Raw genomic sequence first — 20,000 nt, 5'->3', positions numbered from 1 at the left:
ATTGCATAAGTAAGAATTGGACCTCCCTGTCCAATTCCACAACTATCTGTTTCTAACGCTTAGCGGCGTTGAATTAGTCATACTCTACTTTCACGGTCAGGTTTGCTTTGGAGTCTGCTGCTTTTACCGCCGCCGCACCAATCTTAGCCAACCCTACCTTAAGCGTGATGGCATTATCACCGGCTACTGCGGGGGCGTATTGGGGATCTTTTAGGTTAATTCCTGCATTTGCTGCTACAACTTTATCGTTTAACGTCAGCACAACCGCATGGTCGGTGATTGCAGTATTACCCGCAGTGTTAAGAAGCTGAAAGTAATTAGCGGATGATGCTAATGCGGTACCGGCAACCGTCAATTTAACGCTTTTCGCGGAACTCCACAGAGGGCATTTTTCCGTTTTAATCGTGACGAATTTTTGCGTGTTAGCTACGATTGCACCATTTCCTACCGCAGTGAAATCAGATACCAACGCGGTGAGGCTAACAGGCTCTATTGCTGCAAACTTACAAGTCTCCGCGGTCACTGAAGAGTTCACCGTCAGAGTACCGGCACTCACTTCCTCCGCCATCGCCTGCGACATCCCCCCCAGACACAGCGCCGCTATCGCACAGGTCTGCAAAATTTGTTTTTTCATTTCATCGATTCCTTTTATTTATTCGATACATTTTGCCTAAAACAACATCACGACAAATTAAACAACCAGATTGCTAACGCGGTGCGTTTTACTTGTCATTTGAGTTATTTTGTTTGCTGATTAACTTCTGAATTTTGGTTAAACCGTCGATAACATATCTATTTTTGAGCGGGAAATATTGAGTGGCAGTTTGTTCTCTTTTTGAGACAACGAGTTATTAGCCCCCGACATATTCAACATTAATTCCTGAACGTTATGGTGTCGTGAGTATTTGTTCCTCAATTAAATTACTATCTGAACTTTAATAACTTCGTCAAAAGGGGAAATAAATAAGAATGGACTTTTTAATTTGTGGTAATAACGTTATGGTAATAACACGGTTAACGAATAAATCATAAAAGTGACCGTTCCGTCGGTCACGAAACTCAGTCATCAACGGGTTTATAGATCCCCCGATTGGCGTCGAGATCAGTTAACATCCAAATTTACCCAATGTAGCCTCCGCAATAGGGATATATTGGTCTGTTAATTTATTGATGCTGTTATTGGTTACAGGATAACTACAATCAAGGAAAAACCAGTTTATCGGCGTCTCCAATATTGAAGCGATCCGCACCAGATGGGATAAATTAATTCGGTTTATCCCCCTCTCATAACGTGAGAGTTGTTGCTGACTAATACCTATTTTTTCCGCCAATCTTGCGGCGGTCATACCCAACTCTTTCCTTCTTTTTTGAATCCGCTTCCCTACTAATAGATGATCTTGTTTCATTTTCATCCCAGCCTTTAAATTAAAAAAACACCTTTTTATGGCATCGCCAAAATTATTGCCCCTGATCCTGAGAAAGGTCCTGCCTCTACTCTGCCATTTTTCTGTAAAATTGATTTCACTGTAACGGGTACATTTCCGCCAGCCGGTACAAACACCGTGACACCCTCTTCACCGTTTTTCTCATTTAATAGCAATTTAGCTTTCAAACTACCGTCACTTCTTAACGGTACGAATCCCCGATCAGGCCCCGTCGCTGTCACGATAATCTCGATGTCTACATTGCAGGTTACATTGATATTTTCCGTTTTGGTCGCGCCTTCTAGCTTTGCCTCATCAATACTACCGTAATTAAGTTCAACGGAGCCTTCACTGACTTGGCAAAATCCTATCGGCGGTGGTGCAACGCCACATAAAGATCCAGGTAATAATCTTCCATGAAAACCATTTTGATCAGTTTCATAAAATAGCCCGACACATTCCTGATGAGACCGAATCGCAGGACCAAAATGTTTTGCAACTCCGGTGATCGGAAAACTGGTATATTTCAATATCTCCGATTGCACTTGTTTCATGGTCTTAAATCTTTCCACGCGAGTATTAAATATCCTATAGGGCTGCCCTGAATAACCATCAACAAAATGACGATGGTTAACCGATATCCAACACGCAGAATAACCATAACAAGGATTTGGCGTAAAATCGTTTTCTGGGTCCCAACGTTCAATGACAAAAGTATAATAGGCATTTGTCGGAATCCCCTCGGATTTAGTGATATATGAAAATATCGATGCAACCGCATTTGATGAAAACAGCGATAAAAGTACCAGGCAAACAGAGAATAACTTTTTCATTTAGTTACCTAATAAAACCGTGCAAGTTAGTCATAATTCAGATTAAATGTCGCAATCGCATGAAATGCACCTCGCTTAATCGTCTGGTTAGCTAGCGCAGCAGGTTCTGCCTGCACATATGCTTGCAGTACAATCAAGTTTTCCCTCTCTTTTAATGGATATTCTTCCCCCTCTTTATTCAACAACAACCGTTTGCCTTCCGCCGTTTCTATACCGATGGCAATCCCAGAGGCTTGGCTCCCTGCGCTTAACGCTAATAAGCCCGGCAATTGCGTATTTTCTATGCCGCTGAACGTCAATTTAATCGATTTCCCCACACTCATATCGCAACCAGATAACCTGAGTAGAAAAGGTTCGCTATGGGTCCTACCATGCAGATACAAATATTTTTCAGAAATTGTCGCAAAATCGAGCTGGATATCTTCATCACCCGTTTTAATCGAGCAAGGTTCTTTAACCAATGCACCGTGAAAACGCATATTATCCGCGGCCTGTACCACTTGATGACCATAAACCGTGGCGGCAATAACCATAAAACCAACACGCAACACGAATAATTTTAAATATTTCATTAAGTTTCCTTTCACTGGTATTCCGCCAGCAATGTCGCCGTCACTTCAAATGCCCCTTCCGGCAATGTACTTCCCGGTTTTTTCACCGGCACCGCTTGTATCACCGGCTGTTTCTGTGATGTCACCGGAATACCCTCATTAAGGGTGAATGCTTTACCATCCAACGTCAGACGAATGCCTAAATCAGTAATATTGGTTTGCAACGCGGCAGCATCAAATGAGGTTGGCGGGCCGACCACCGTTAATCCTAAACTCCAACCTGAGATATTAGGCGCACATACCAACTGGTAATTCACGGGCTTGGTATAATTCACCCCGTCTACCTGATAGATGCCAACATTGCGACCAAAATCGACATCAATCATATTGCCGTCATTAATAACGCAAGGAGGCGCTTCAAGCAGTGTGCCGTGAAACCACATATTATCTGCCGCCTGTCCCGGCATCACACTGGTTAACCCCAAGCACGCACCCCAGAAAACACGATAGATCAGAGGGTTCATTGCATGTCTCCCGTTCACTGGTATTCAACCATCATGGTTGCGCCCGCGCCAAAGTCGCCGCCTTTCAATACCGCAGCCATATTTTTTACCGGCACCGCATGCAATTCAGGAAAATTAGGATAGCTAAATTTCATCCAGTCATTGATGGGCAATTTTCGTCCGTTATGAATAACAGCGATACCTAGCCCAGAGTGATTAGTTTGTAACACCGTTCGATCAAAACTGGCAGTGTTACCCGATATCATCATTTTCATCGCATTAGCCGGCATTTTTTCACATCTCACGGTGTATTTTACGGGTTGCATATAATTAACCCCATCAATCCGGGTAATCATCACGTCGCCAAAATCCACATCAATAGTATTACCGTTATTAATCACACAAGGTGGAGGAGCGATAACCACGCCGTAAATATTGACCGGTGTTTTACCCGCAAAATTACTGGCCGGTCTTGCCGATAAATTTGTCAGTAAATCAGCCTGAGCATTTACACTCAACAAACAGCCAAACAGTAATACGCTCCATTTTTTCTGCCTGCGATACTGTCTTTCTATTCGCAGAGAACACTGAAAAAGAGAACAAAGAGAATTAGTCATAATTCACCCTGAAATCCACCACCGCGCGATATTGCCCAATCCCTAGCGCTCTCGGCGTCCGCACCGGCGTCACGTAATATTCCAAACTATCCTGCCCGGCTGCCGCAAAACGTGGGCGTCCCCGCTCTCCCAACCGGATATCATTATTCGCGGTATCTGTTATCTGTAACCCCACCCCGGTGACACCAGTCACCTGCACCAGATGTGGATAATCGCGATCCATCGGCGCCGCAAAACTGACCGTTACCACCGGCTGTAACTGATCCCACGTCAGATTGCCGGTCCGACTGTCATTGACTGCCCCTTTAGTTCTTAGACAGTCACGAAACTTCAATATGAACGGTATCGGCGTCCCTTTATCACCTGGCTGGCGTAAGTCACTGTTTGGCGTGCTCCCTAAATTCACCTCCTGCCATGCAGAGGTCATGTCCAGTCGACAGGCCGCCTCAGTCAGCCCACCAAACACATGCAGTTCACCGTGCAGCCCGTCTATATCTGCTGCCCGCGTCTCCCTCGCTTGACTCTCCGTCATCGGTATCAGCCAGATCGCCAGTGCCAGTGCGCAACTTATCCGCTTGATGTTCATCATCGCCCCTCCCGACTTTACCCATCACGACGAATGTTTAGTCACCTGACAATGGTTCCCCGCACAATTAAAAGTCAATTGCGGTCGGCCGCCATAATCATTGACATACGTTAGTACCGGCGCACTCCCTAACGCCCCGGCACCGCCACTCAGCACCGCACTACTTTTAGGCGCTATCATCAATGGTTTAAAGCCCGCCGCCGTCCCGCCCTTAAGCTGGCTCGATGCATCCACCACGGTGATGTAATACGGTGTCGGATTGTTCACCTGATATCGGTCTCCCTGACGCGTCAAAGTCATCTTCTCTTGCCACGGATTATCCAAATCGGTACGGCTGGCAAAAATGGCTTTCGGACGATAGAACAGTTTGATCCGAGTTTGTAACGCAATCTGCAAGGTATTTGGTTTCTTACTGCGCGGCGGAATTTCACGCAAATTAAAATAGAACAAGCTTTCCCGATCTTGTGGTAACTGTGCGATTGTCGGCAGTGACTGTATTTTCACCTGGCTCTTAGCGCCCGGTTCCACCCGCTGTACCGGCGGCGTCACCACTAACGGACCATTGATTTTGTTACCCTGTTCATCTTCTATCCATCCCTGCGCCAGATACGGCAACTCTTTATTCTGGTTGCTGATATCCATACTGGTGGATTTGTCCTCACCGTTAAACACAACGCGGGTACGATCCAGCGCAATAGCCGCCATTGACTCACTGATCACTGACAGACTTAAGATAGCTATCGTGATTACATTGATTGTATTGTTCAATTTCATACTCAATTACTCATTCTTAGAATAATCATTTCAGGTCACCGCAATACACTTCTGTGACTGCGACAAGGTTCCCACGCTGCCAGTCAATTAAAATCATGGCTGTTTATTACCGTCGGCCAGTTGGCAGAGCAGCAATAACGAAGCCATCTCTTCCACTTTTGGTAATTGATGCGGCAGCTCAATCACACACTGCAATTCCCCATCCCAACGCACATCCAGTTTCTCTCCGGGATTTATCCCGCTCAGGTAGGTATTCCCACCATCACTGACGATACCGATCTCCCGTTGATCCTTATTCAGTACCGCTGCCCCAAACGGCGGCGCGCTACCGTCCGGCAAGCGGATCAGGGCCATCGCTTTTTCACCGGATATCACCTGGAATTTGCGATAACCAATCGCCCCTTCCGTCAGTGTTGCTTGTTGTACCGACCGTACTGCTTCCACATTGTCCGGCAGTTTGTTTAAATCAATACTCGCACTGTTACGGTAATAGTTGTTCACATCAGAGATCACCGCTTTACCGAACATATTGGTATGGGTAATCGCGCCGAAACCTTTCACGGGTACGCCGCCGACACCATCGGTATCCACCATCAAACGGGTGGTCCCCGGCATATTAATGCGATGCAGCGCCGCGCCTTTCGGCGTCACGGTCATGCCCCCTTGGATAGAAAGCGCTGCCGTGGTATAACGTCCATCCTGATAACTCGCACTGGTCGTCAGTTGAGCACGATCGCCGTAATGGGTTAAATAACCGTTAGCCGCGGCCTTGCCATCAATACTGGTGCCAACCGCTAAACGATAGTTACTGTTTTCATTAATTCGATCGTAATAACCTACCGTGTGGGAATTACCTTCCCGGTTGGCCATTGCGTTATAACTGATAGTTCCTGAATTACCCCACGGCAGGGATAATGTCATATACATCCCGTCGTCATTTTTACCTTCATATTTATTACGGTAAGCAGACAGATTCAGGTTAATGTTCTTATAACTGCCAATATCAAAATAGCGTGATATTGATACGTTATAACGATCGTTATTCGAACGATTCCAGTAAGTCTGGTGGCTGTAATTCAAGTAGATACTGGCACCAATATGCGTGAACTGCTTGTTCAACATAATGGTGTAAAGTTCTTTATTGCTCTCTGCATCACCATCGTGGTAACGACGATCCAGATACTGGCTCATGCTCATAAAGTCACGTTCCGAGAAACGATAACCGGCAAAAGTCACCTGGCTGTCATACTCCTCAAAACGCTTGGAATAACTGAGACGATAAGAGCCGCCAGTCAACGTTTGATCCTCAGCCGGTAGATGGGCGCGGGATTCAGTGACATCAAAGGAGAGCGCTCCGAAGGTCATCAGATCACGACCAACCCCCAACGACAACGCATTATAATCCCCGGCTCCCAGTATCCCGCCGTACAATGACCAACCGTTGTTTACTCCCCAGGAAAATTCGCCGATACCAAAGCCCGATCCTTCACTGTGATGCTTCCAGTTGGTTGGCTTCCCCGCCGCCAGTTTGTACTGCACCCGGCCCGGACGGGTTAAATAAGGAATATTCGCGGTATCGATCTGAAATTCTTGTAAACCGCCATCTTGCTCCTCTACCCGCACATCCAATTTACCGCTCACTGCGTCATTGATGTCCTGAATACGGAATGGCCCTGGCGCGACTTGAGCTTCATACAACACTCGTCCCTGCTGACGAATAGTCACTCTGGCATTGGTTTTCGCCACCCCTGTCACTTCCGGCGCATAGCCTCGCAGGTTCGGAGGCAACATATTGTCATCCGTCACCAGACTGACCCCGGTAAAACGGAAGCTGTCAAAGATATTTGAATTGAGGTAATCCTCACCCAACGTTAGCTTCGCCTGCCAACGCGGTATTGCCCGATATAAGTAGTAACGGCTCCAATCCCAATTTTTCTCAGTGCCCCCTCCCCGTCCCGTAGTGTGGTTATACTGTGATTGCCAGTCTGCCCGCAGACGCCACGCGCCCAAATTTATCCCGGTCGTACCATTGGCGCTGACATTCTGATTTTCATTTCCCTTCGCTGGCTTAGAGACCTGAGCATTGACGTTATAATCAAACATCATCCCGAAAATCCCTTCATCCCAACGTGACGGCGGGTCCCAGTCGGGTGAGCTATATTCGAGATAAGCTTGAGGCATACTCAGGTATAACGTGTCACTGCTCAGATCACCGCGCACCTTCATGCCCGGCAGCGTTTTAGTCTCCAGACACTGGTTATTGTTCCACCAGGTCATCTTTGATTCCCATTCCGCCCGCAACCCCAACCGCTTCACCAATTCAGGCGGCAAACACGCCACGCTGCCTTGAGGATCATCCGGTGGTACCATAAAAGTGACCGGCATTTCCGGCAATTCGCTCTTGTTCAGACGTATCGCCATCTGATAATCCCCCGGCATGATATAACCCGCACGGGAAAACTCTGTTAAATTAATCCGAGAACGATCCTGAACATCTAACACGTCCGTATTAAATTCAATTTCCTCTTCCGCATACACAGCATGAGTACCTATTAAAGCAAGCAATACCGAAATAATAAGAGGTTTCAGGACACACCGAACCGAGACCACCTTGTCATATTCAGTGGTCGAACCCAAAAATAAAGCCATAGCATTCCCAGATCGATGATTAGTAATAATCCAGCCTGAACCGAACAGAGGTTCGATACTGCCCTGCTTGCAATAACTGGTGATTACCCACCAATCGCATCGCGTAATTAAGCGTCATCTGCCCTGCCTGTAAGTCCCCCACCGGTAGTGGAGTTCCCGGGTACGCTTGATTGCCGTATATGTCGGTAATTTGTAACGCCACTCCTTGAGCCACACCCAATAAGCGGAAATTGTTCCCATCCGGTACGCCGTCAAACGTCACCTGAAAGTGGCGCCAATCAGGTTTACCCAAAGTGGCGGAAGTCAGAACACAGTTAATCAAACGGATGGAAAAGGGGCGCGCTAGTCCCTGTCCATCATGTATCATCCGGCTTACCGGGATCGTGGCTAACTCAATCGTCTGGTCACGGCTACCTGCGTCAATCGCACAGGCCGTATCAATGATGGCGCCTTGCATGCTAACGCGACCATATCCTTGTGTTCCTTGTGGAGCTGCCGTTTCAGCTGCAATAACACAGGAAAACATTAACAGGCAGGGCACTACAACAACGGCGGCATATCGACTCATAACGTCTCTCCAGCTAAACTCATTCAAAACTTTTAATTAGGAAACGCTCGCCTCCCTGTCAGCGTTTCCATGCATGAAAAGACTTATTGATAAGTCAGCTGGAAGTTGGCAATGCCGGTGAAATTACCCGGGACAACGGCATCAGGTGAAGTATCCCCTTGAAGATAGGCAGCAAAATGCAAATCATTATTACCATCATGCAGAGCTACAGCCGGTGAAGGGGTACCTAGTTTGATTTTGTTACCGCCCGCATCAGTGATCGCAATACCCGCGCCTTTAGCAACGCCTTCGATACCTAGCAAACCATCACCGCCGGTGATGCTAGATTTAGCGCCGACAAATGTCGTGGTGACTGTACTTATCGTTTCAGTCGTACAGTTATCTAAAGAAATTTTGAATGGCGTGGAAGAAGAACGACCACCGTTTTGCAAAGATTTGCTAGAAATAGAGCCCATTGGAACTACCTGATCAACCGTTTCCGGGGTGATAGAACAAGGCGCATCAGTAATAGACCCGGTAAAAGTCACCGTTCCGTGACCTTGGCTAGGATTTGCTGCATTTACAGAACCCGCAGCCAAAGCTACGCCTAACCCCAGGGCCATAACCAATTTATTCAATATCATGTGAATTAATTCCTTGAATTTAAGGATAAAATACCCAATACCATAAAAAAATAACCGTGCAGGACTCCAGCTCCATGCACCCAATATTCAGTGCAAAAATAGTTTAAAAATCTCGGATTAATATTTTCTAAACCAAACAAAATGCACCAAACTGTTTTTTTCAGTCAAAAACACTAAGAGTACATAATATTTCGGAGTTAACACTCGAAAAAAGATATTAATTTGAACTTATAATCTAATTAATCGATTAATATTTGATTGAATTCAGATGAACCTACTAATTTTTTACAATAAATTAATGGCAGAGTGTAAAAAATAGTAAAAAACAATGAAAAAAAACCAACTATTATAAATAGTTAAACATTAGCAATTTGGCATTACACAAAATTTGACTTAATCAGTCGTTTTATAGGAACATATTTACAGTTTGGTGCATTCTGTTTAGTTTCTTTTTATTGTCAAATAATTTCCATATATATAATTACAAAGCTTACAAGCTGATATTTTCTATTAAAAAATGGCTATCTATAACTATCTAAAAACGATAATTATAGATTTTGGTCAAAATAATTAGAGTTACCAGCTAATAATTTTATAAAAGTTCTATTCATTGATATATTACGGTAGATTAATATTATTTTTCTACCTATAACTATCCGCCCCAATTGCACAGGAATTATTTTCATGAAGAAACGTAAGTTTTTGACCAGATATGAAATTAATGCGATTTTAGAAAAAGCACGTCAGGGACGTCACGCCGAGCGAGATTATTGCATGTTATTGATGTGCTTTATTCATGGTTTTAGAGTGAGCGAACTATGTAATCTAACGTTATCCGATCTTGATCTTAGCTCAGAAATTATTCATGTCAGGCGATTAAAAGGGGGATTATCAACCACACACCCGCTAATACCAGAAGAAATTAAAGCGCTAAATCAATGGCTTAATATTAGAAAGAGTTGGCGAGAATCAGATACAGAATGGGTGTTTTTATCACAAAAATCAGGAGCTATTTCACGCCAGCAAGTTTATGGTTTATTAAAACGTTATGGCAAGCAAGCATTAGTTAATATTTCACCTCATCCACACATGTTAAGACATGCTTGTGGTTATGCTCTCGCTGATTTAGGAAGAGATACACGCCTTATTCAAGATTATCTCGGTCATCGAAATATATCCCATACCGTTATTTACACCGCAAGCAATGTAAAACGATTCTTCAAGATATGGGAGGCTCCTGCAAAAGGACTCGATTAATTTCAATATCTCTTTTTATGTAAGATATGTAGTATGAGAAACTATTTCTCTTGGAAACAAAAAAATCATCTAATCATCCAATGGTAAAAATCCTCGTCCACCTATTGGTGAGGATTTTTCATACAACAAACCCATTATCCATATCATAAGACACTGCCTATTATTTCTTATAATTACTTTTTAAATAGTTTTTTTGGAAACTAACTGATAAAACAATTAAATAAAAACATCTAGTTAAGGATAATTTAAATAATAATTTCCATTAGTGCATAAATGGATATTTTCGCCGAAATAAAGAAAATGAAATCACTGGAAATTATACTCTGTTTTCCAGTGATAGCTTTCTGACTTTTAATCTTTCATGGTTAATTTATTAAATTTTTAGGTAATGTTAAATTTAATCAACTATTTGAATATTTGGAGAATGAGCAAGATAACCAACAAGATTGCCAATATTGTCTTTAACATTCCATCTTTCGAAAATCGATATATACCATGAATATTTAGCTATACCTGGAGTACGTAATTTAGATCCTTGATTGAAAATATTACGCGTTTCCAGTACTACAGGATAGTCTTGGTTAGTCCCTAACGTCGCCTCTTTACTTGGGGCCGCAACTTGAGATACAGCCGAAGTTAGGGTTGGTGGCGAAACTAACGATTTAGCGCCTACCCCTTCCATATGGTACAGAAATACCTGCTCATCAAATTGGGCTGATAGCGTTGAAGCTCGCCATCTAATGACATCCCCGACCTTACCTTGAATTAAAAGTGTACCTTGAGCATTATTTTTGGGAATATAGATATTATTTTGAGAGGTAATGTAATAAATGTATTTATCATCCATTACCGTTGGTTTGCCAGGGTCCTGACTAATGGAATTACCGAGATCGTTTGTGATAGCTTTTACATCAATAATGGCAAGAACATCAATCAATTGTACACCACTAATGGATCTTATATCATCTAGATCTGTATATTCAATATCATTCATAATACTGTTCCTATTCTTATATATTGGTTTTATAAGTATTTAATTATCCAGAACTCTAATGAAAGGATCATGACAAACATATCCAATGAGTTGCCTTTTACGATATATTTTTATATACCAGGTATATTGACCGTATCCCTCTCTCTGAGCTGTTGATTGATGATAATATCTTGTTATTAATCCACCATTACTTTCTCCATCTCTTTTATATACCACACTACTTATAGTATTATTATCTTTAGCCAAATAAGGAATAGAAATATCACCATAATCAAGTTGCGGTAATGTTATAAGCGTAACATCATCACCATCAATAGCTGATCCTGTCATGTGGCATAAAAGTACTGTAAATTCAAACTGCTGTGTCAAGGACAGTGGCCTCCATCTAATGTCATCAGCAACATTGACGGTTATTTCCAACTCTCCCTGAGCATTATTTTTAGGAGCATAAAGATTCCCAGTACTTGTTATATAATAAAAGTAATCGTTAGATACCACTTTCGCAGTCTCTAATGTTTGTGATTTACTTAAATCATAATGACTAACGATAGCTTCTGCATCTACACAAATAAGAATATCTACAGTTTGATATTTCGAAACCGCTACAACGTCGCTCATATCTATTCTCCTTCACAATAAAGCGTTAGATTATTTAACAATCACCTATTATATTAATAATTCAGTTCAAGAAAACTACTGATATAAATCATAGTTTTTAAAAATAAATTATCTATATATTTACAAAAATCATTTAATATATAAACAAATTTCCTGTTAATATTGAAATGAATAATTATTACTTTTAGTATTAAATCACCACTTGTAAACATAAATAATTCAACATTCTCTCTTGCGTTAAAGTTATACTTTCCTGATATTTAACTATGAAATTATTTTTTTCATAGCTAACAATAAAAACACTTAGTTTAATAATAAAATGAGAATAAATTTGATATACTTAGTCAGCAATATGGCAGTAAAATTTTAATTTTTATATTAAATATCATACTGCCCATCCTTGGAGTAATAAGTATATCAATTCGGTAAGCCAAAATATTAGGTTACAATTAATCATCGTAAATAAAGTAAAATCACTGGAAATTATACTCTGTTTTCCAGTGATAACTTACCAACTTTTAATATTTCATGGTTGATTTATTAAACTCTTAGGCAATGTTAAATTTAATCAACCACTTGAACATTTAGAGAATGAGCAAGATAGCCAACAAGATTGCCAATGTTGTCTTTAACATTCCATCTTTCGAAAATAGATATATACCATGAATATTTGGCTATACCTGGAGTACGTAATTTAGATCCTTGATTGAAAATATTACGTGTTTCCAGTACTACAGGATAGTCTTGATTAGTCCCTAATGTCGCCTCTTTGCTTGGAGCTGCAACTTGAGATATCGCTGATGTTAGAGTTGGCGGCGAAATTATCGATTTAGCATCTACCCCTGCCATATGATATAGAAAAACCTGATCATCAAATTGAGCTGATAAAGTGGAAGCTCGCCATCTAACGACATCCCCCACCTTACCTTGAATTAGAAGTGTAGCTTGAGCATTATTTTTGGGCACATAGATATTATTTTGAGAGGTAATATAATAAATGTATTTATCATCCATTATCGTTGGTGCGCCAGGTTCCTTACTAATAGAATCACCGAGATCGTTTTTGATAGCTTTTACATCGACAACGGCAAGAACATCAATCAATTGTACACCAATAATGGGTTTTATATCATCCAGATCTGTATATTCAACATTATTCATAATACTATTCCTATTTTTATATATCGGTTTTATAAGTATTTAATCATCTAAAACTGTAATGAAAGGATCATGACCAATATATCCAATGAGTTGTTTTTTACGATATATTTTCATATACCAGACATACGAACCGCGTCCCGCCCTCTGAGCTGTTGATTGATGATAATATCTTGTTATTAATCCGCCATTATCTTCTCCATCTCTTTTATATACCACATTATTGACATTATTATTATCAGTTTTAGCTAAATAAGGAATAGAAATATCACCATAATCAAGTTGCGGTAATGTTATAAGCGAAACATCACCACCGTCATCAGCTTGTAATCTCATGTAGCATAAAAGTACTGTATATTCAAATTGCTGTGTCAAAGACATCGGCCTCCATCTAATGTCATCAGCAACATTAACCACTACCTCCAGCTCTCCTTTAGCATTATTTTTAGGAGTATAAAGATTTCCATTGCTTGTTACATAATAAAAATATTTGTTATGTATTGATTTCGCCGTCCCTAGCGTTTTTGATTTACTTAAATCATAATTACGAAGGATAGCCTCTACATCCACACAAATAAGAATATCTACAGTTTGATATTTAGAAGCCGTTATAACGTCGCTCATATCTATTCTCCTTCACAATAAAGTGTTAGATTGTTTAACAATCATCTATTATATTAATAATTAAGTCTAAAAAAACCACTGATATAAATCATAGTTTTAAAAAATAAATTATCTATATATTTGAAATAATTGCTTAATATATAAATAAGTTTCGTATTAATATTGAAACAAAAAATTATTATTTTCAGTATTGAATTACTATTTGCAAACATGAATAATTCAATATTCTCTCTTATGTTAAAGTTATACTTTTGTGATATTTAACTGTAAAATTAAATGAAAATAAATTTCATATATTTAGTCAGTAATATGGCAATGAAACTCTTAATTTTTATATTAAATGTAATTCTGCCTATCCTTGGCGTAACACGTATATTAATTCGGTAAACTAAAATACTGAGTTACATTAATTATGTTGAACAATTAGATTACAACTAATCCTCAGAAACAACGATACTAGTTAATGGAGTATGATAGCAATAACCAACAAGTTTATTTAAATTATCATAAATAGATATATACCATGCATATTGAACTATACCTGGCTTACGCAGCGTAGATTTTTGATAGTAAATATGTCTTTTTTCATGGATAAAATCAGCTAAAGGAGCTTGTGGCAATTCAATGCTATTTTCTTCCTGAGGCGTTAATGCTTTTTTAAGCTTGGGGACAACAACATTAGTTAATGTATATACAGTCATTGGTTGAGAAACGCAATCATTCGCATCTTTTTTTTCCACTCGATATAAAAACACCTTATGGTTAAATTGAGCAGATATGCTAGAAGATTGCCATCTAACTATATCACCTACCTTACCTGTAACTTTAAGTGAATTTGTAGAATTTTTCTCAGGAGAATACTCTTGACTTTCAGTGGTAATATAATAGAAGAAACTATCATCAATTTTAGTCGGCTTTTTATAATCTTGGCTAAGACTTAGTTTATTTCTATTCAGTTTATTTAAAATAGATTGCACATCAATACAGATTAAAATATCTATGTTATTAGTAAATTCAGCATTATCATCAATATTCATAATGTTAGCCCTATTACCTTATATTAATTTTGTAGTTTATAAAACTTGAACAAAAGAGCTATGAGAAATATACCCAATTAACTCAAGGTTATAGTGTATGCTTATTATAAAAGTCAATTTTTCTTTACCTGATTTCTTACCTTTTGATTCCATATAGGATTGCGTTATAGATTCTATGCCATATTTAAACGGCGTACCGGGTAATTGATTATTGTTCTGTTCTGGGTAAGTGACCTTTGTTACTTCCTGAGTATATTTTAGCGGCGCTATAGCTTTATAGCTATTTTCTTTAGTTTTTTTGTATAAGTTTACTGAATGTATCAATTGTTGCGTTAAAGATATGACTCTCCACCGGATAGTATCGTCGACACCTATTTTCACTATCAATCCACCCGTAGCATTATCTTTAGGTGTATAAGCGTTTTCATTATTAGTAATGTAATGAAAATATTTATTACCTACCATTGTAGGGTTATCCGGATTTGTTCCCAGTTTATCGTAATCATTAATAATACCATCAACATCCACACAAATAAGAACACTTACAGTTTGATTCATTTTTGCACCCCTTCATTGGATTAACCCTCATTGGATTAAGTTGAACTAAGAGTCCTCTATCATCCTAATAATTAACTACTAAACCTGAAATAACTACTGGTATAAATCACAGTTTAGATAAAAAAATTACTTATATATTTATCAGAAATCTTTTTAGACACAGCCAAATCCTACCAATAATTTATTATTTAAAAAAAGAATTTATATCAAATTAATATCATAACGATATTAGTTCATAAACAGATTAGTACTCTTTTAAGGTATAATTGATTGTATTATTTAATCTCGAAGATATTAACCTTATCGATATTTTTATATTAACAAATTCTACATTATGACTTGCCTTAAGAAGGATTTCCTCAAAGAAGAAACCCTCTTATTTAATTCAATTTTACTCAACGATTAATTCATCAATAAAATAATCATCACTATAATGATTACCTAAAGTAAATTATCAGTTGATATTCTTCGACAAGAATTGTGTATCGGGGAGATCGTCATTTAATTCATCATAATCTTTAACTTCATTGTTAAAGGTAATAATCTTATCTTGCCCACTGCATTGACTATTAGATACCATATTACAATCATCAGGAATATTCTTTTCACTTATTCCAAGCCATTCAGAAAATAGCGTCAGAAAATGCAATCCACTTCTTTGTGCTGTTATCTCCTCACGATAAGAGTAATCACTGCCGGTAATAAAAAACGGCACCTGAAAACTCTGTTTATTTTCATCATCATGTGTCAGGTTTTCTTGATCGGTTCCTTTATCAACATAAGAAAGCCCATGATCTGAAAAATAAAGCATCGTCCATCTTACATGATGATGATTAGTCTCAGCCGCAATTTCAGAAAGTAGCTGATCTGTATTAGATATGCTTTTAACATAACAAGAAATTTCTTCCGATTGTAAGAACAGATCATATTTCCCATTCGTTCTGACGCACGCCTGTGGGTGAGATCCCATCAGATGAATAACAATCAGTTTTTTCTTCTGTTCTGGTATTAATGCCTCCTTAATATAAGGCATCAATTTATCATCAGGCAAATAACGCCGGTCATCAGAGCTGCCGCTTTTCAGGAAATGGACACTATCCGCCTGTTGTCCAATCAACGCCACCGGAGAATCAAAAGTGCTCTTCATCCCCTGATTAGATATCCAATAGGTATAAAACCCGGCTTTTTTCGCCAATGTTATGACACTATCATTCAAATTGATCGCATTCTCACCTTTCAAGGCCAGTGAGTTGGTCAAAGATAACTGAGTCGATGCCGCTGATGAGATGTAATTTGTAAATATCTTGCCATTCGCCTTGTCCAGCCACGGCGTATTGTTATAAGGGAAACCATATGCATTCATAAAGTCCTTTCGAACACTTTCACCAATGATCATAATATAGGTTTCATATTTATCCTCTTTTATCACCGGCTGCCAAGAGTCTTTCTGTTTTATTATTTCAGCGAACCTAATTCTTTCTGAATTAACCGCTTTATAGCTCTCAACGACATCACTAAAAAACCTAATTTCGGGTAATCCTGATGCCAATAGATTAAAGTTAGGATCGAAATCAGATTTTATATACCCTTTTACCGGTGACCAGAAAGCTGACAATACAGAAAACAGTGACAGAAATATTATACTTTTTCTCTTTAGCGTCACTCTTACCTTCAAAGATAAAATCATTAATATAATAGTAGCCGACACCACCAAATAGGTAAAAAGAGGCAACCCGCTGATAAATTCTAACGCTTCATTTTTATTAGTATAAATTAAAGACCCTACTGAATTGATATCGGGACAGCCATAATTCAATCCTACGGGAGCATAGAACACACCAATTAATCCAATCATGCATACCAAAATATAATATATATATTTATTCAAACTGGACAATAATATCAGCATTGAAAAAGCACTAAATACATATATAAACTTTAACTGATATCCAAGGGTTAAATGAACCAATGAAATAAAACCAAACAAGCATATCAAAGTGAAATTTTCTTTGATTTTTTTACCCAATAGCATACTCACTCATTTCCTTCAATCTATGCAATAAAACACCAAAAATTCATAATCATTTCTTATTAATAGGAGTGATTTTACAATAAGAAAATCTGTGGTTAATCAGCTACCATCATGATACAGCTTCAAGCAGCACCATTCAGATTGCGACACTAAGCCATTAAACTAACGCATAAAAAAACACCTTACTCATATCTGTAACTTTAGTTAAGGAATTTCCTGAGATAGGACAGTTAGTAACCTTCCATATTTGATTAACAGCATGTAAATAATATGCGTTTTTTTTGTTAATAGCAAAAACTATGACTATATCGATCCTGCTCACGATTTTAAACTATACTTAATCAGCAACCCATGCACGAAGACATATATCCGATGACAAAGGTAACTAACTGAAAAATAGTGAAAATATCTATTTAAACACTGTACATCTTAAAGAAACATTATCCTCGTAATCGATACTCAGTAAAGAGAAAGCAAATCAGGTCAAATTATTGGTTATTAAAAGCTATTATGAACATTAGCTGCTGAAATTGATGACATGACCTAAGCTCTTCATACATAGCCAAACATGTTGGTATTCCAGTAAATCCAGCCAGGAAAACTCAATAAAATATTGACAATAGATAGCACACACAGAAAGAATCATCTCAAAACCATGAGGAGATTAGCGATGAATGAAAGATTCTATCAATTAAAAATAACACTTATAGACTCAAAACCTGCTATTTGGCGGCAATTTGTCGTGCCAGCCTCTATTTCATTTGACAGACTGCATGACGTGATACAGATCGTAATGGGATGGCAGGATAGTCATCTACATGAATTTCGTATTGGCAAACTGCGATTAACAGAAACGCCAGAAAGCCCATCTGATGGTAAGGAAGAAGATTTATACCGTCTGGTTGACCTGATTAAACAAAAAGGGCGATCTTTCACTTATCTCTACGATTTTGGTGATGGATGGGAACACGAAATTACTTTAGAAAACTGTCATTATCCTATAAATGACCTGCCGTTTCCTTTTTATTGTCTGGATGGCGCTCGCGCTTGTCCTGTTGAAGATACCGGCGGAATTGACAGTTATGAAAATTTAATCGCAATACTGAATGATCCTGACCATGAGGAATACGCAGAAACGCGGCAATGGATAAGTGAATTACTTGATTTGGATGAAGATGAACAATTCAACTTCGAGCAATTTCCTATTAACAATATCAATGCTTTCCTGGCGCTCTATTATCGCTGGTCACGAGATCGTTACCATCTCTTGTGGGATTGGGAATAAACCTAGCAGCAGGATAAATCTATCATCATTGAGAAAAGTTTCGGATGAATCGCCATGATGGACATTGGAGCTTGATTTGAATTAACTTTTCTCATGGTATTAGGTGGTACTCAGCTCAGTATCAAGTGCAGTTTCTGAGGGCTTTGAGATTAACCCTATCAAACTGCACTGGTATTTAATACCATTATCATCACCCATCTGATATTAAACAGAGTAACTATCGCAGCAGGTATTACTATTACCGACCGCTCTTATCAATCAATAGAAAATAAAAACCGTATGCAAAAATGAAGCATGAATATAAGATTCTCTTCTCTCACCACTTCTTTCCGGTTGCATTAACAAAGTTATTAAAACAACGACTAAATAGATAATGCCATTAATCATCGTAAGAGATTGTAATAAAGATATTTTTTTAATTAGCGAATTCGAGATGGGCTAATATCTCTTTGACTCCATATCGAATTTGTAACACTTTCTTACAAATTTATATTTTTGTAAATTTGAAAAAAATTCTTGCTATCTGATGAATATTTAATTATTACTTAAATGCCATTATATGGGCTATATTTAAAAATTACCCCCTGTTCCCCTTATCCTTGGGGACTAACTGATTGGGATTGATCTCTCTCTCCCTCTCATTCAGCTCGCCATTATTCACGCTATAAGCACTGCTTTTATCTGTGATGATGGGATTTTTACTAGGTTATTTCTCTAACAAAAAATTGATTATTTCAACTCTGGGAAAAATATGCCCCTTGTGAGGCTACAGCAATCGCCTCACAAACATCTTTCCAGATAAAAACCTTATAGGACAGTGTGTTATGAATAAAAAACAGTCTCTATTCCTACAAGAATTGCAATATATACGGCAATTGGCGCAGGAAGTCGCAAAAAAAAATCCGCATCTGGCAGATTTTTTATCCGAGGGCGCCGGTGATCCGGATATTGAGCGAGTGATACAGGGCTTTGCGCTGTCAGCCGCCCGTATTCGCGAAAAGATTGAGGATGAATTTCCCGAACTCACCTTAGGGATGATGGCACATATTTGGCCATATGCCATGTGCCCGGTCCTGCCCACCAGCATCGTTCAATTTTCACCCGCGGGGAAACATCACCTGGCCGCGCTGACGCTACCCGAAGGGACGTTGGTTTCTGCCGGGGAAGGCGAAGAGGAAATCCGTTTTGAAACCTGCTGCCCTCTGCATATCGAACCACTGACGGTGATTGACCGGCAACTGAACGCAGCCCCAGAGTACAGTGAAATAACGCTAACACTGCAATGTTCGGAGAATACCTCAGAGTGGCT

21 protein-coding genes are annotated in these 20,000 nt (G+C 39.3%); 3 read left to right on the top strand and 18 right to left on the bottom strand.

The genetic code is table 11. The features are described from left to right. Positions 1-73: 73 nt before the first annotated feature. From Phpb_RS15930 to Phpb_RS15880, 11 genes are all read right to left on the bottom strand, one after another. The gene (locus tag Phpb_RS15930) at positions 74-634 is read right to left on the bottom strand and encodes a fimbrial protein (protein ID WP_065391199.1); all 561 of its coding nucleotides are present in this window, start codon (positions 632-634) and stop codon (positions 74-76) included. A 472-nt stretch (positions 635-1,106) separates the two neighbouring features. Then, the gene (locus tag Phpb_RS15925) at positions 1,107-1,412 is read right to left on the bottom strand and encodes a helix-turn-helix domain-containing protein (protein WP_065391198.1); all 306 of its coding nucleotides are present in this window, start codon (positions 1,410-1,412) and stop codon (positions 1,107-1,109) included. A gap of 29 nt (positions 1,413-1,441) precedes the next feature. Continuing rightward, on the bottom strand, positions 1,442-2,257 hold the full coding sequence (locus tag Phpb_RS15920) for an MrpH family fimbial adhesin (protein WP_065391197.1): 816 nt from the start codon (positions 2,255-2,257) through the stop codon (positions 1,442-1,444). A 26-nt stretch (positions 2,258-2,283) separates the two neighbouring features. Further along, the gene (locus Phpb_RS15915; protein ID WP_065391196.1) at positions 2,284-2,829 is read right to left on the bottom strand and encodes a fimbrial protein; all 546 of its coding nucleotides are present in this window, start codon (positions 2,827-2,829) and stop codon (positions 2,284-2,286) included. An 11-nt stretch (positions 2,830-2,840) separates the two neighbouring features. Further along, positions 2,841-3,332 carry a fimbrial protein gene (locus Phpb_RS15910; protein ID WP_065391195.1) on the bottom strand — a complete coding sequence of 164 codons (492 nt, stop codon included), beginning with the start codon at positions 3,330-3,332 and terminating at the stop codon, positions 2,841-2,843. 14 nt (positions 3,333-3,346) lie between these two features. After that, positions 3,347-3,928: a fimbrial protein gene (locus tag Phpb_RS15905; protein WP_065391194.1), complete on the bottom strand. Its 582-nt coding sequence runs from the start codon at positions 3,926-3,928 to the stop codon at positions 3,347-3,349. After that, positions 3,921-4,517: a fimbrial protein gene (locus tag Phpb_RS15900; RefSeq protein WP_240492580.1), complete on the bottom strand. Its 597-nt coding sequence runs from the start codon at positions 4,515-4,517 to the stop codon at positions 3,921-3,923. The genes Phpb_RS15905 and Phpb_RS15900 overlap by 8 nt, the downstream gene beginning before the upstream one ends. A gap of 21 nt (positions 4,518-4,538) precedes the next feature. Further along, positions 4,539-5,288 (bottom strand): fimbria/pilus periplasmic chaperone, encoded by a 750-nt coding sequence (locus Phpb_RS15895; protein ID WP_065391192.1) that lies wholly within the window; start codon positions 5,286-5,288, stop codon positions 4,539-4,541. A gap of 93 nt (positions 5,289-5,381) precedes the next feature. Then, entirely contained in the window at positions 5,382-7,937 is a 2,556-nt protein-coding gene (locus tag Phpb_RS15890) for an outer membrane usher protein (protein ID WP_065391191.1), read from the bottom strand. Between the two features lie 19 nt (positions 7,938-7,956). Next, entirely contained in the window at positions 7,957-8,505 is a 549-nt protein-coding gene (locus Phpb_RS15885; protein ID WP_065391190.1) for a fimbrial protein, read from the bottom strand. 83 nt (positions 8,506-8,588) lie between these two features. Beyond that, positions 8,589-9,128 carry a fimbrial protein gene (locus Phpb_RS15880; RefSeq protein ID WP_046396169.1) on the bottom strand — a complete coding sequence of 180 codons (540 nt, stop codon included), beginning with the start codon at positions 9,126-9,128 and terminating at the stop codon, positions 8,589-8,591. A gap of 684 nt (positions 9,129-9,812) precedes the next feature. Between Phpb_RS15880 and Phpb_RS15875 the strand changes: the two genes are divergently transcribed. Continuing rightward, positions 9,813-10,385 (top strand): tyrosine-type DNA invertase, encoded by a 573-nt coding sequence (locus Phpb_RS15875; RefSeq protein WP_046396168.1) that lies wholly within the window; start codon positions 9,813-9,815, stop codon positions 10,383-10,385. 397 nt (positions 10,386-10,782) lie between these two features. On the opposite strand, the gene Phpb_RS15870 is transcribed toward Phpb_RS15875, so the two are convergent. From Phpb_RS15870 to Phpb_RS15840, 7 genes are all read right to left on the bottom strand, one after another. Further along, complete coding sequence (locus Phpb_RS15870) at positions 10,783-11,379, bottom strand: AidA/PixA family protein (RefSeq protein ID WP_065391189.1); 597 nt, start codon at positions 11,377-11,379, stop codon at positions 10,783-10,785. 39 nt (positions 11,380-11,418) lie between these two features. Then, complete coding sequence (locus tag Phpb_RS15865; RefSeq protein ID WP_065391188.1) at positions 11,419-11,997, bottom strand: AidA/PixA family protein; 579 nt, start codon at positions 11,995-11,997, stop codon at positions 11,419-11,421. Positions 11,998-12,561: 564 nt separating this feature from the next. Beyond that, positions 12,562-13,158 (bottom strand): AidA/PixA family protein, encoded by a 597-nt coding sequence (locus tag Phpb_RS15860; RefSeq protein WP_065391187.1) that lies wholly within the window; start codon positions 13,156-13,158, stop codon positions 12,562-12,564. Positions 13,159-13,197: 39 nt separating this feature from the next. Further along, complete coding sequence (locus Phpb_RS15855; protein WP_065391186.1) at positions 13,198-13,779, bottom strand: AidA/PixA family protein; 582 nt, start codon at positions 13,777-13,779, stop codon at positions 13,198-13,200. A gap of 434 nt (positions 13,780-14,213) precedes the next feature. Then, complete coding sequence (locus Phpb_RS15850) at positions 14,214-14,816, bottom strand: AidA/PixA family protein (RefSeq protein ID WP_065391185.1); 603 nt, start codon at positions 14,814-14,816, stop codon at positions 14,214-14,216. Positions 14,817-14,852: 36 nt separating this feature from the next. Then, a complete protein-coding gene (locus Phpb_RS15845; RefSeq protein WP_065391184.1) occupies positions 14,853-15,374 on the bottom strand; it encodes an AidA/PixA family protein in 522 nt (173 codons plus the stop codon). Positions 15,375-15,828: 454 nt separating this feature from the next. After that, positions 15,829-17,229 carry a phosphoethanolamine transferase family protein gene (locus Phpb_RS15840; RefSeq protein WP_165603310.1) on the bottom strand — a complete coding sequence of 467 codons (1,401 nt, stop codon included), beginning with the start codon at positions 17,227-17,229 and terminating at the stop codon, positions 15,829-15,831. A gap of 847 nt (positions 17,230-18,076) precedes the next feature. On the opposite strand from Phpb_RS15840, the gene Phpb_RS15835 reads away from it, so the two are divergent. Both Phpb_RS15835 and Phpb_RS26980 read left to right on the top strand, forming a co-directional pair. Next, positions 18,077-18,691 (top strand): plasmid pRiA4b ORF-3 family protein, encoded by a 615-nt coding sequence (locus Phpb_RS15835; protein ID WP_065391182.1) that lies wholly within the window; start codon positions 18,077-18,079, stop codon positions 18,689-18,691. Positions 18,692-19,515: 824 nt separating this feature from the next. Beyond that, the coding region (locus Phpb_RS26980) for a type VI secretion system baseplate subunit TssF (protein ID WP_240492579.1) at positions 19,516-20,000 on the top strand (485 nt) is incomplete at its 3' end.

The organism is Photorhabdus namnaonensis (assembly GCF_001684335.1).
Taxonomy (GTDB): domain Bacteria; phylum Pseudomonadota; class Gammaproteobacteria; order Enterobacterales; family Enterobacteriaceae; genus Photorhabdus; species Photorhabdus namnaonensis.
The sequence above is the reverse complement of the archived record's forward strand: the minus strand, read 5'-3'. Positions and strand labels throughout refer to the sequence as shown.

Coding starts and splice junctions, on each gene's coding strand:
- Phpb_RS15885 (WP_065391190.1), bottom strand. CDS start 8,505: ATGAGTCGATATGCCGCCGTTGTTGTAGTGCCCTGCCTGTTAATGTTT.
- Phpb_RS15915 (WP_065391196.1), bottom strand. CDS start 2,829: ATGAAATATTTAAAATTATTCGTGTTGCGTGTTGGTTTTATGGTTATT.
- Phpb_RS15910 (WP_065391195.1), bottom strand. CDS start 3,332: ATGAACCCTCTGATCTATCGTGTTTTCTGGGGTGCGTGCTTGGGGTTA.
- Phpb_RS15925 (WP_065391198.1), bottom strand. CDS start 1,412: ATGAAAATGAAACAAGATCATCTATTAGTAGGGAAGCGGATTCAAAAA.
- Phpb_RS15920 (WP_065391197.1), bottom strand. CDS start 2,257: ATGAAAAAGTTATTCTCTGTTTGCCTGGTACTTTTATCGCTGTTTTCA.
- Phpb_RS15840 (WP_165603310.1), bottom strand. CDS start 17,229: ATGATTGGATTAATTGGTGTGTTCTATGCTCCCGTAGGATTGAATTAT.
- Phpb_RS15860 (WP_065391187.1), bottom strand. CDS start 13,158: ATGAATAATGTTGAATATACAGATCTGGATGATATAAAACCCATTATT.
- Phpb_RS15890 (WP_065391191.1), bottom strand. CDS start 7,937: ATGGCTTTATTTTTGGGTTCGACCACTGAATATGACAAGGTGGTCTCG.
- Phpb_RS15865 (WP_065391188.1), bottom strand. CDS start 11,997: ATGAGCGACGTTGTAGCGGTTTCGAAATATCAAACTGTAGATATTCTT.
- Phpb_RS15900 (WP_240492580.1), bottom strand. CDS start 4,517: ATGATGAACATCAAGCGGATAAGTTGCGCACTGGCACTGGCGATCTGG.
- Phpb_RS15905 (WP_065391194.1), bottom strand. CDS start 3,928: ATGACTAATTCTCTTTGTTCTCTTTTTCAGTGTTCTCTGCGAATAGAA.
- Phpb_RS15850 (WP_065391185.1), bottom strand. CDS start 14,816: ATGAATATTGATGATAATGCTGAATTTACTAATAACATAGATATTTTA.
- Phpb_RS15930 (WP_065391199.1), bottom strand. CDS start 634: ATGAAAAAACAAATTTTGCAGACCTGTGCGATAGCGGCGCTGTGTCTG.
- Phpb_RS15880 (WP_046396169.1), bottom strand. CDS start 9,128: ATGATATTGAATAAATTGGTTATGGCCCTGGGGTTAGGCGTAGCTTTG.
- Phpb_RS15845 (WP_065391184.1), bottom strand. CDS start 15,374: ATGAATCAAACTGTAAGTGTTCTTATTTGTGTGGATGTTGATGGTATT.
- Phpb_RS15895 (WP_065391192.1), bottom strand. CDS start 5,288: ATGAAATTGAACAATACAATCAATGTAATCACGATAGCTATCTTAAGT.
- Phpb_RS15855 (WP_065391186.1), bottom strand. CDS start 13,779: ATGAGCGACGTTATAACGGCTTCTAAATATCAAACTGTAGATATTCTT.
- Phpb_RS15835 (WP_065391182.1), top strand. CDS start 18,077: ATGAATGAAAGATTCTATCAATTAAAAATAACACTTATAGACTCAAAA.
- Phpb_RS15875 (WP_046396168.1), top strand. CDS start 9,813: ATGAAGAAACGTAAGTTTTTGACCAGATATGAAATTAATGCGATTTTA.
- Phpb_RS15870 (WP_065391189.1), bottom strand. CDS start 11,379: ATGAATGATATTGAATATACAGATCTAGATGATATAAGATCCATTAGT.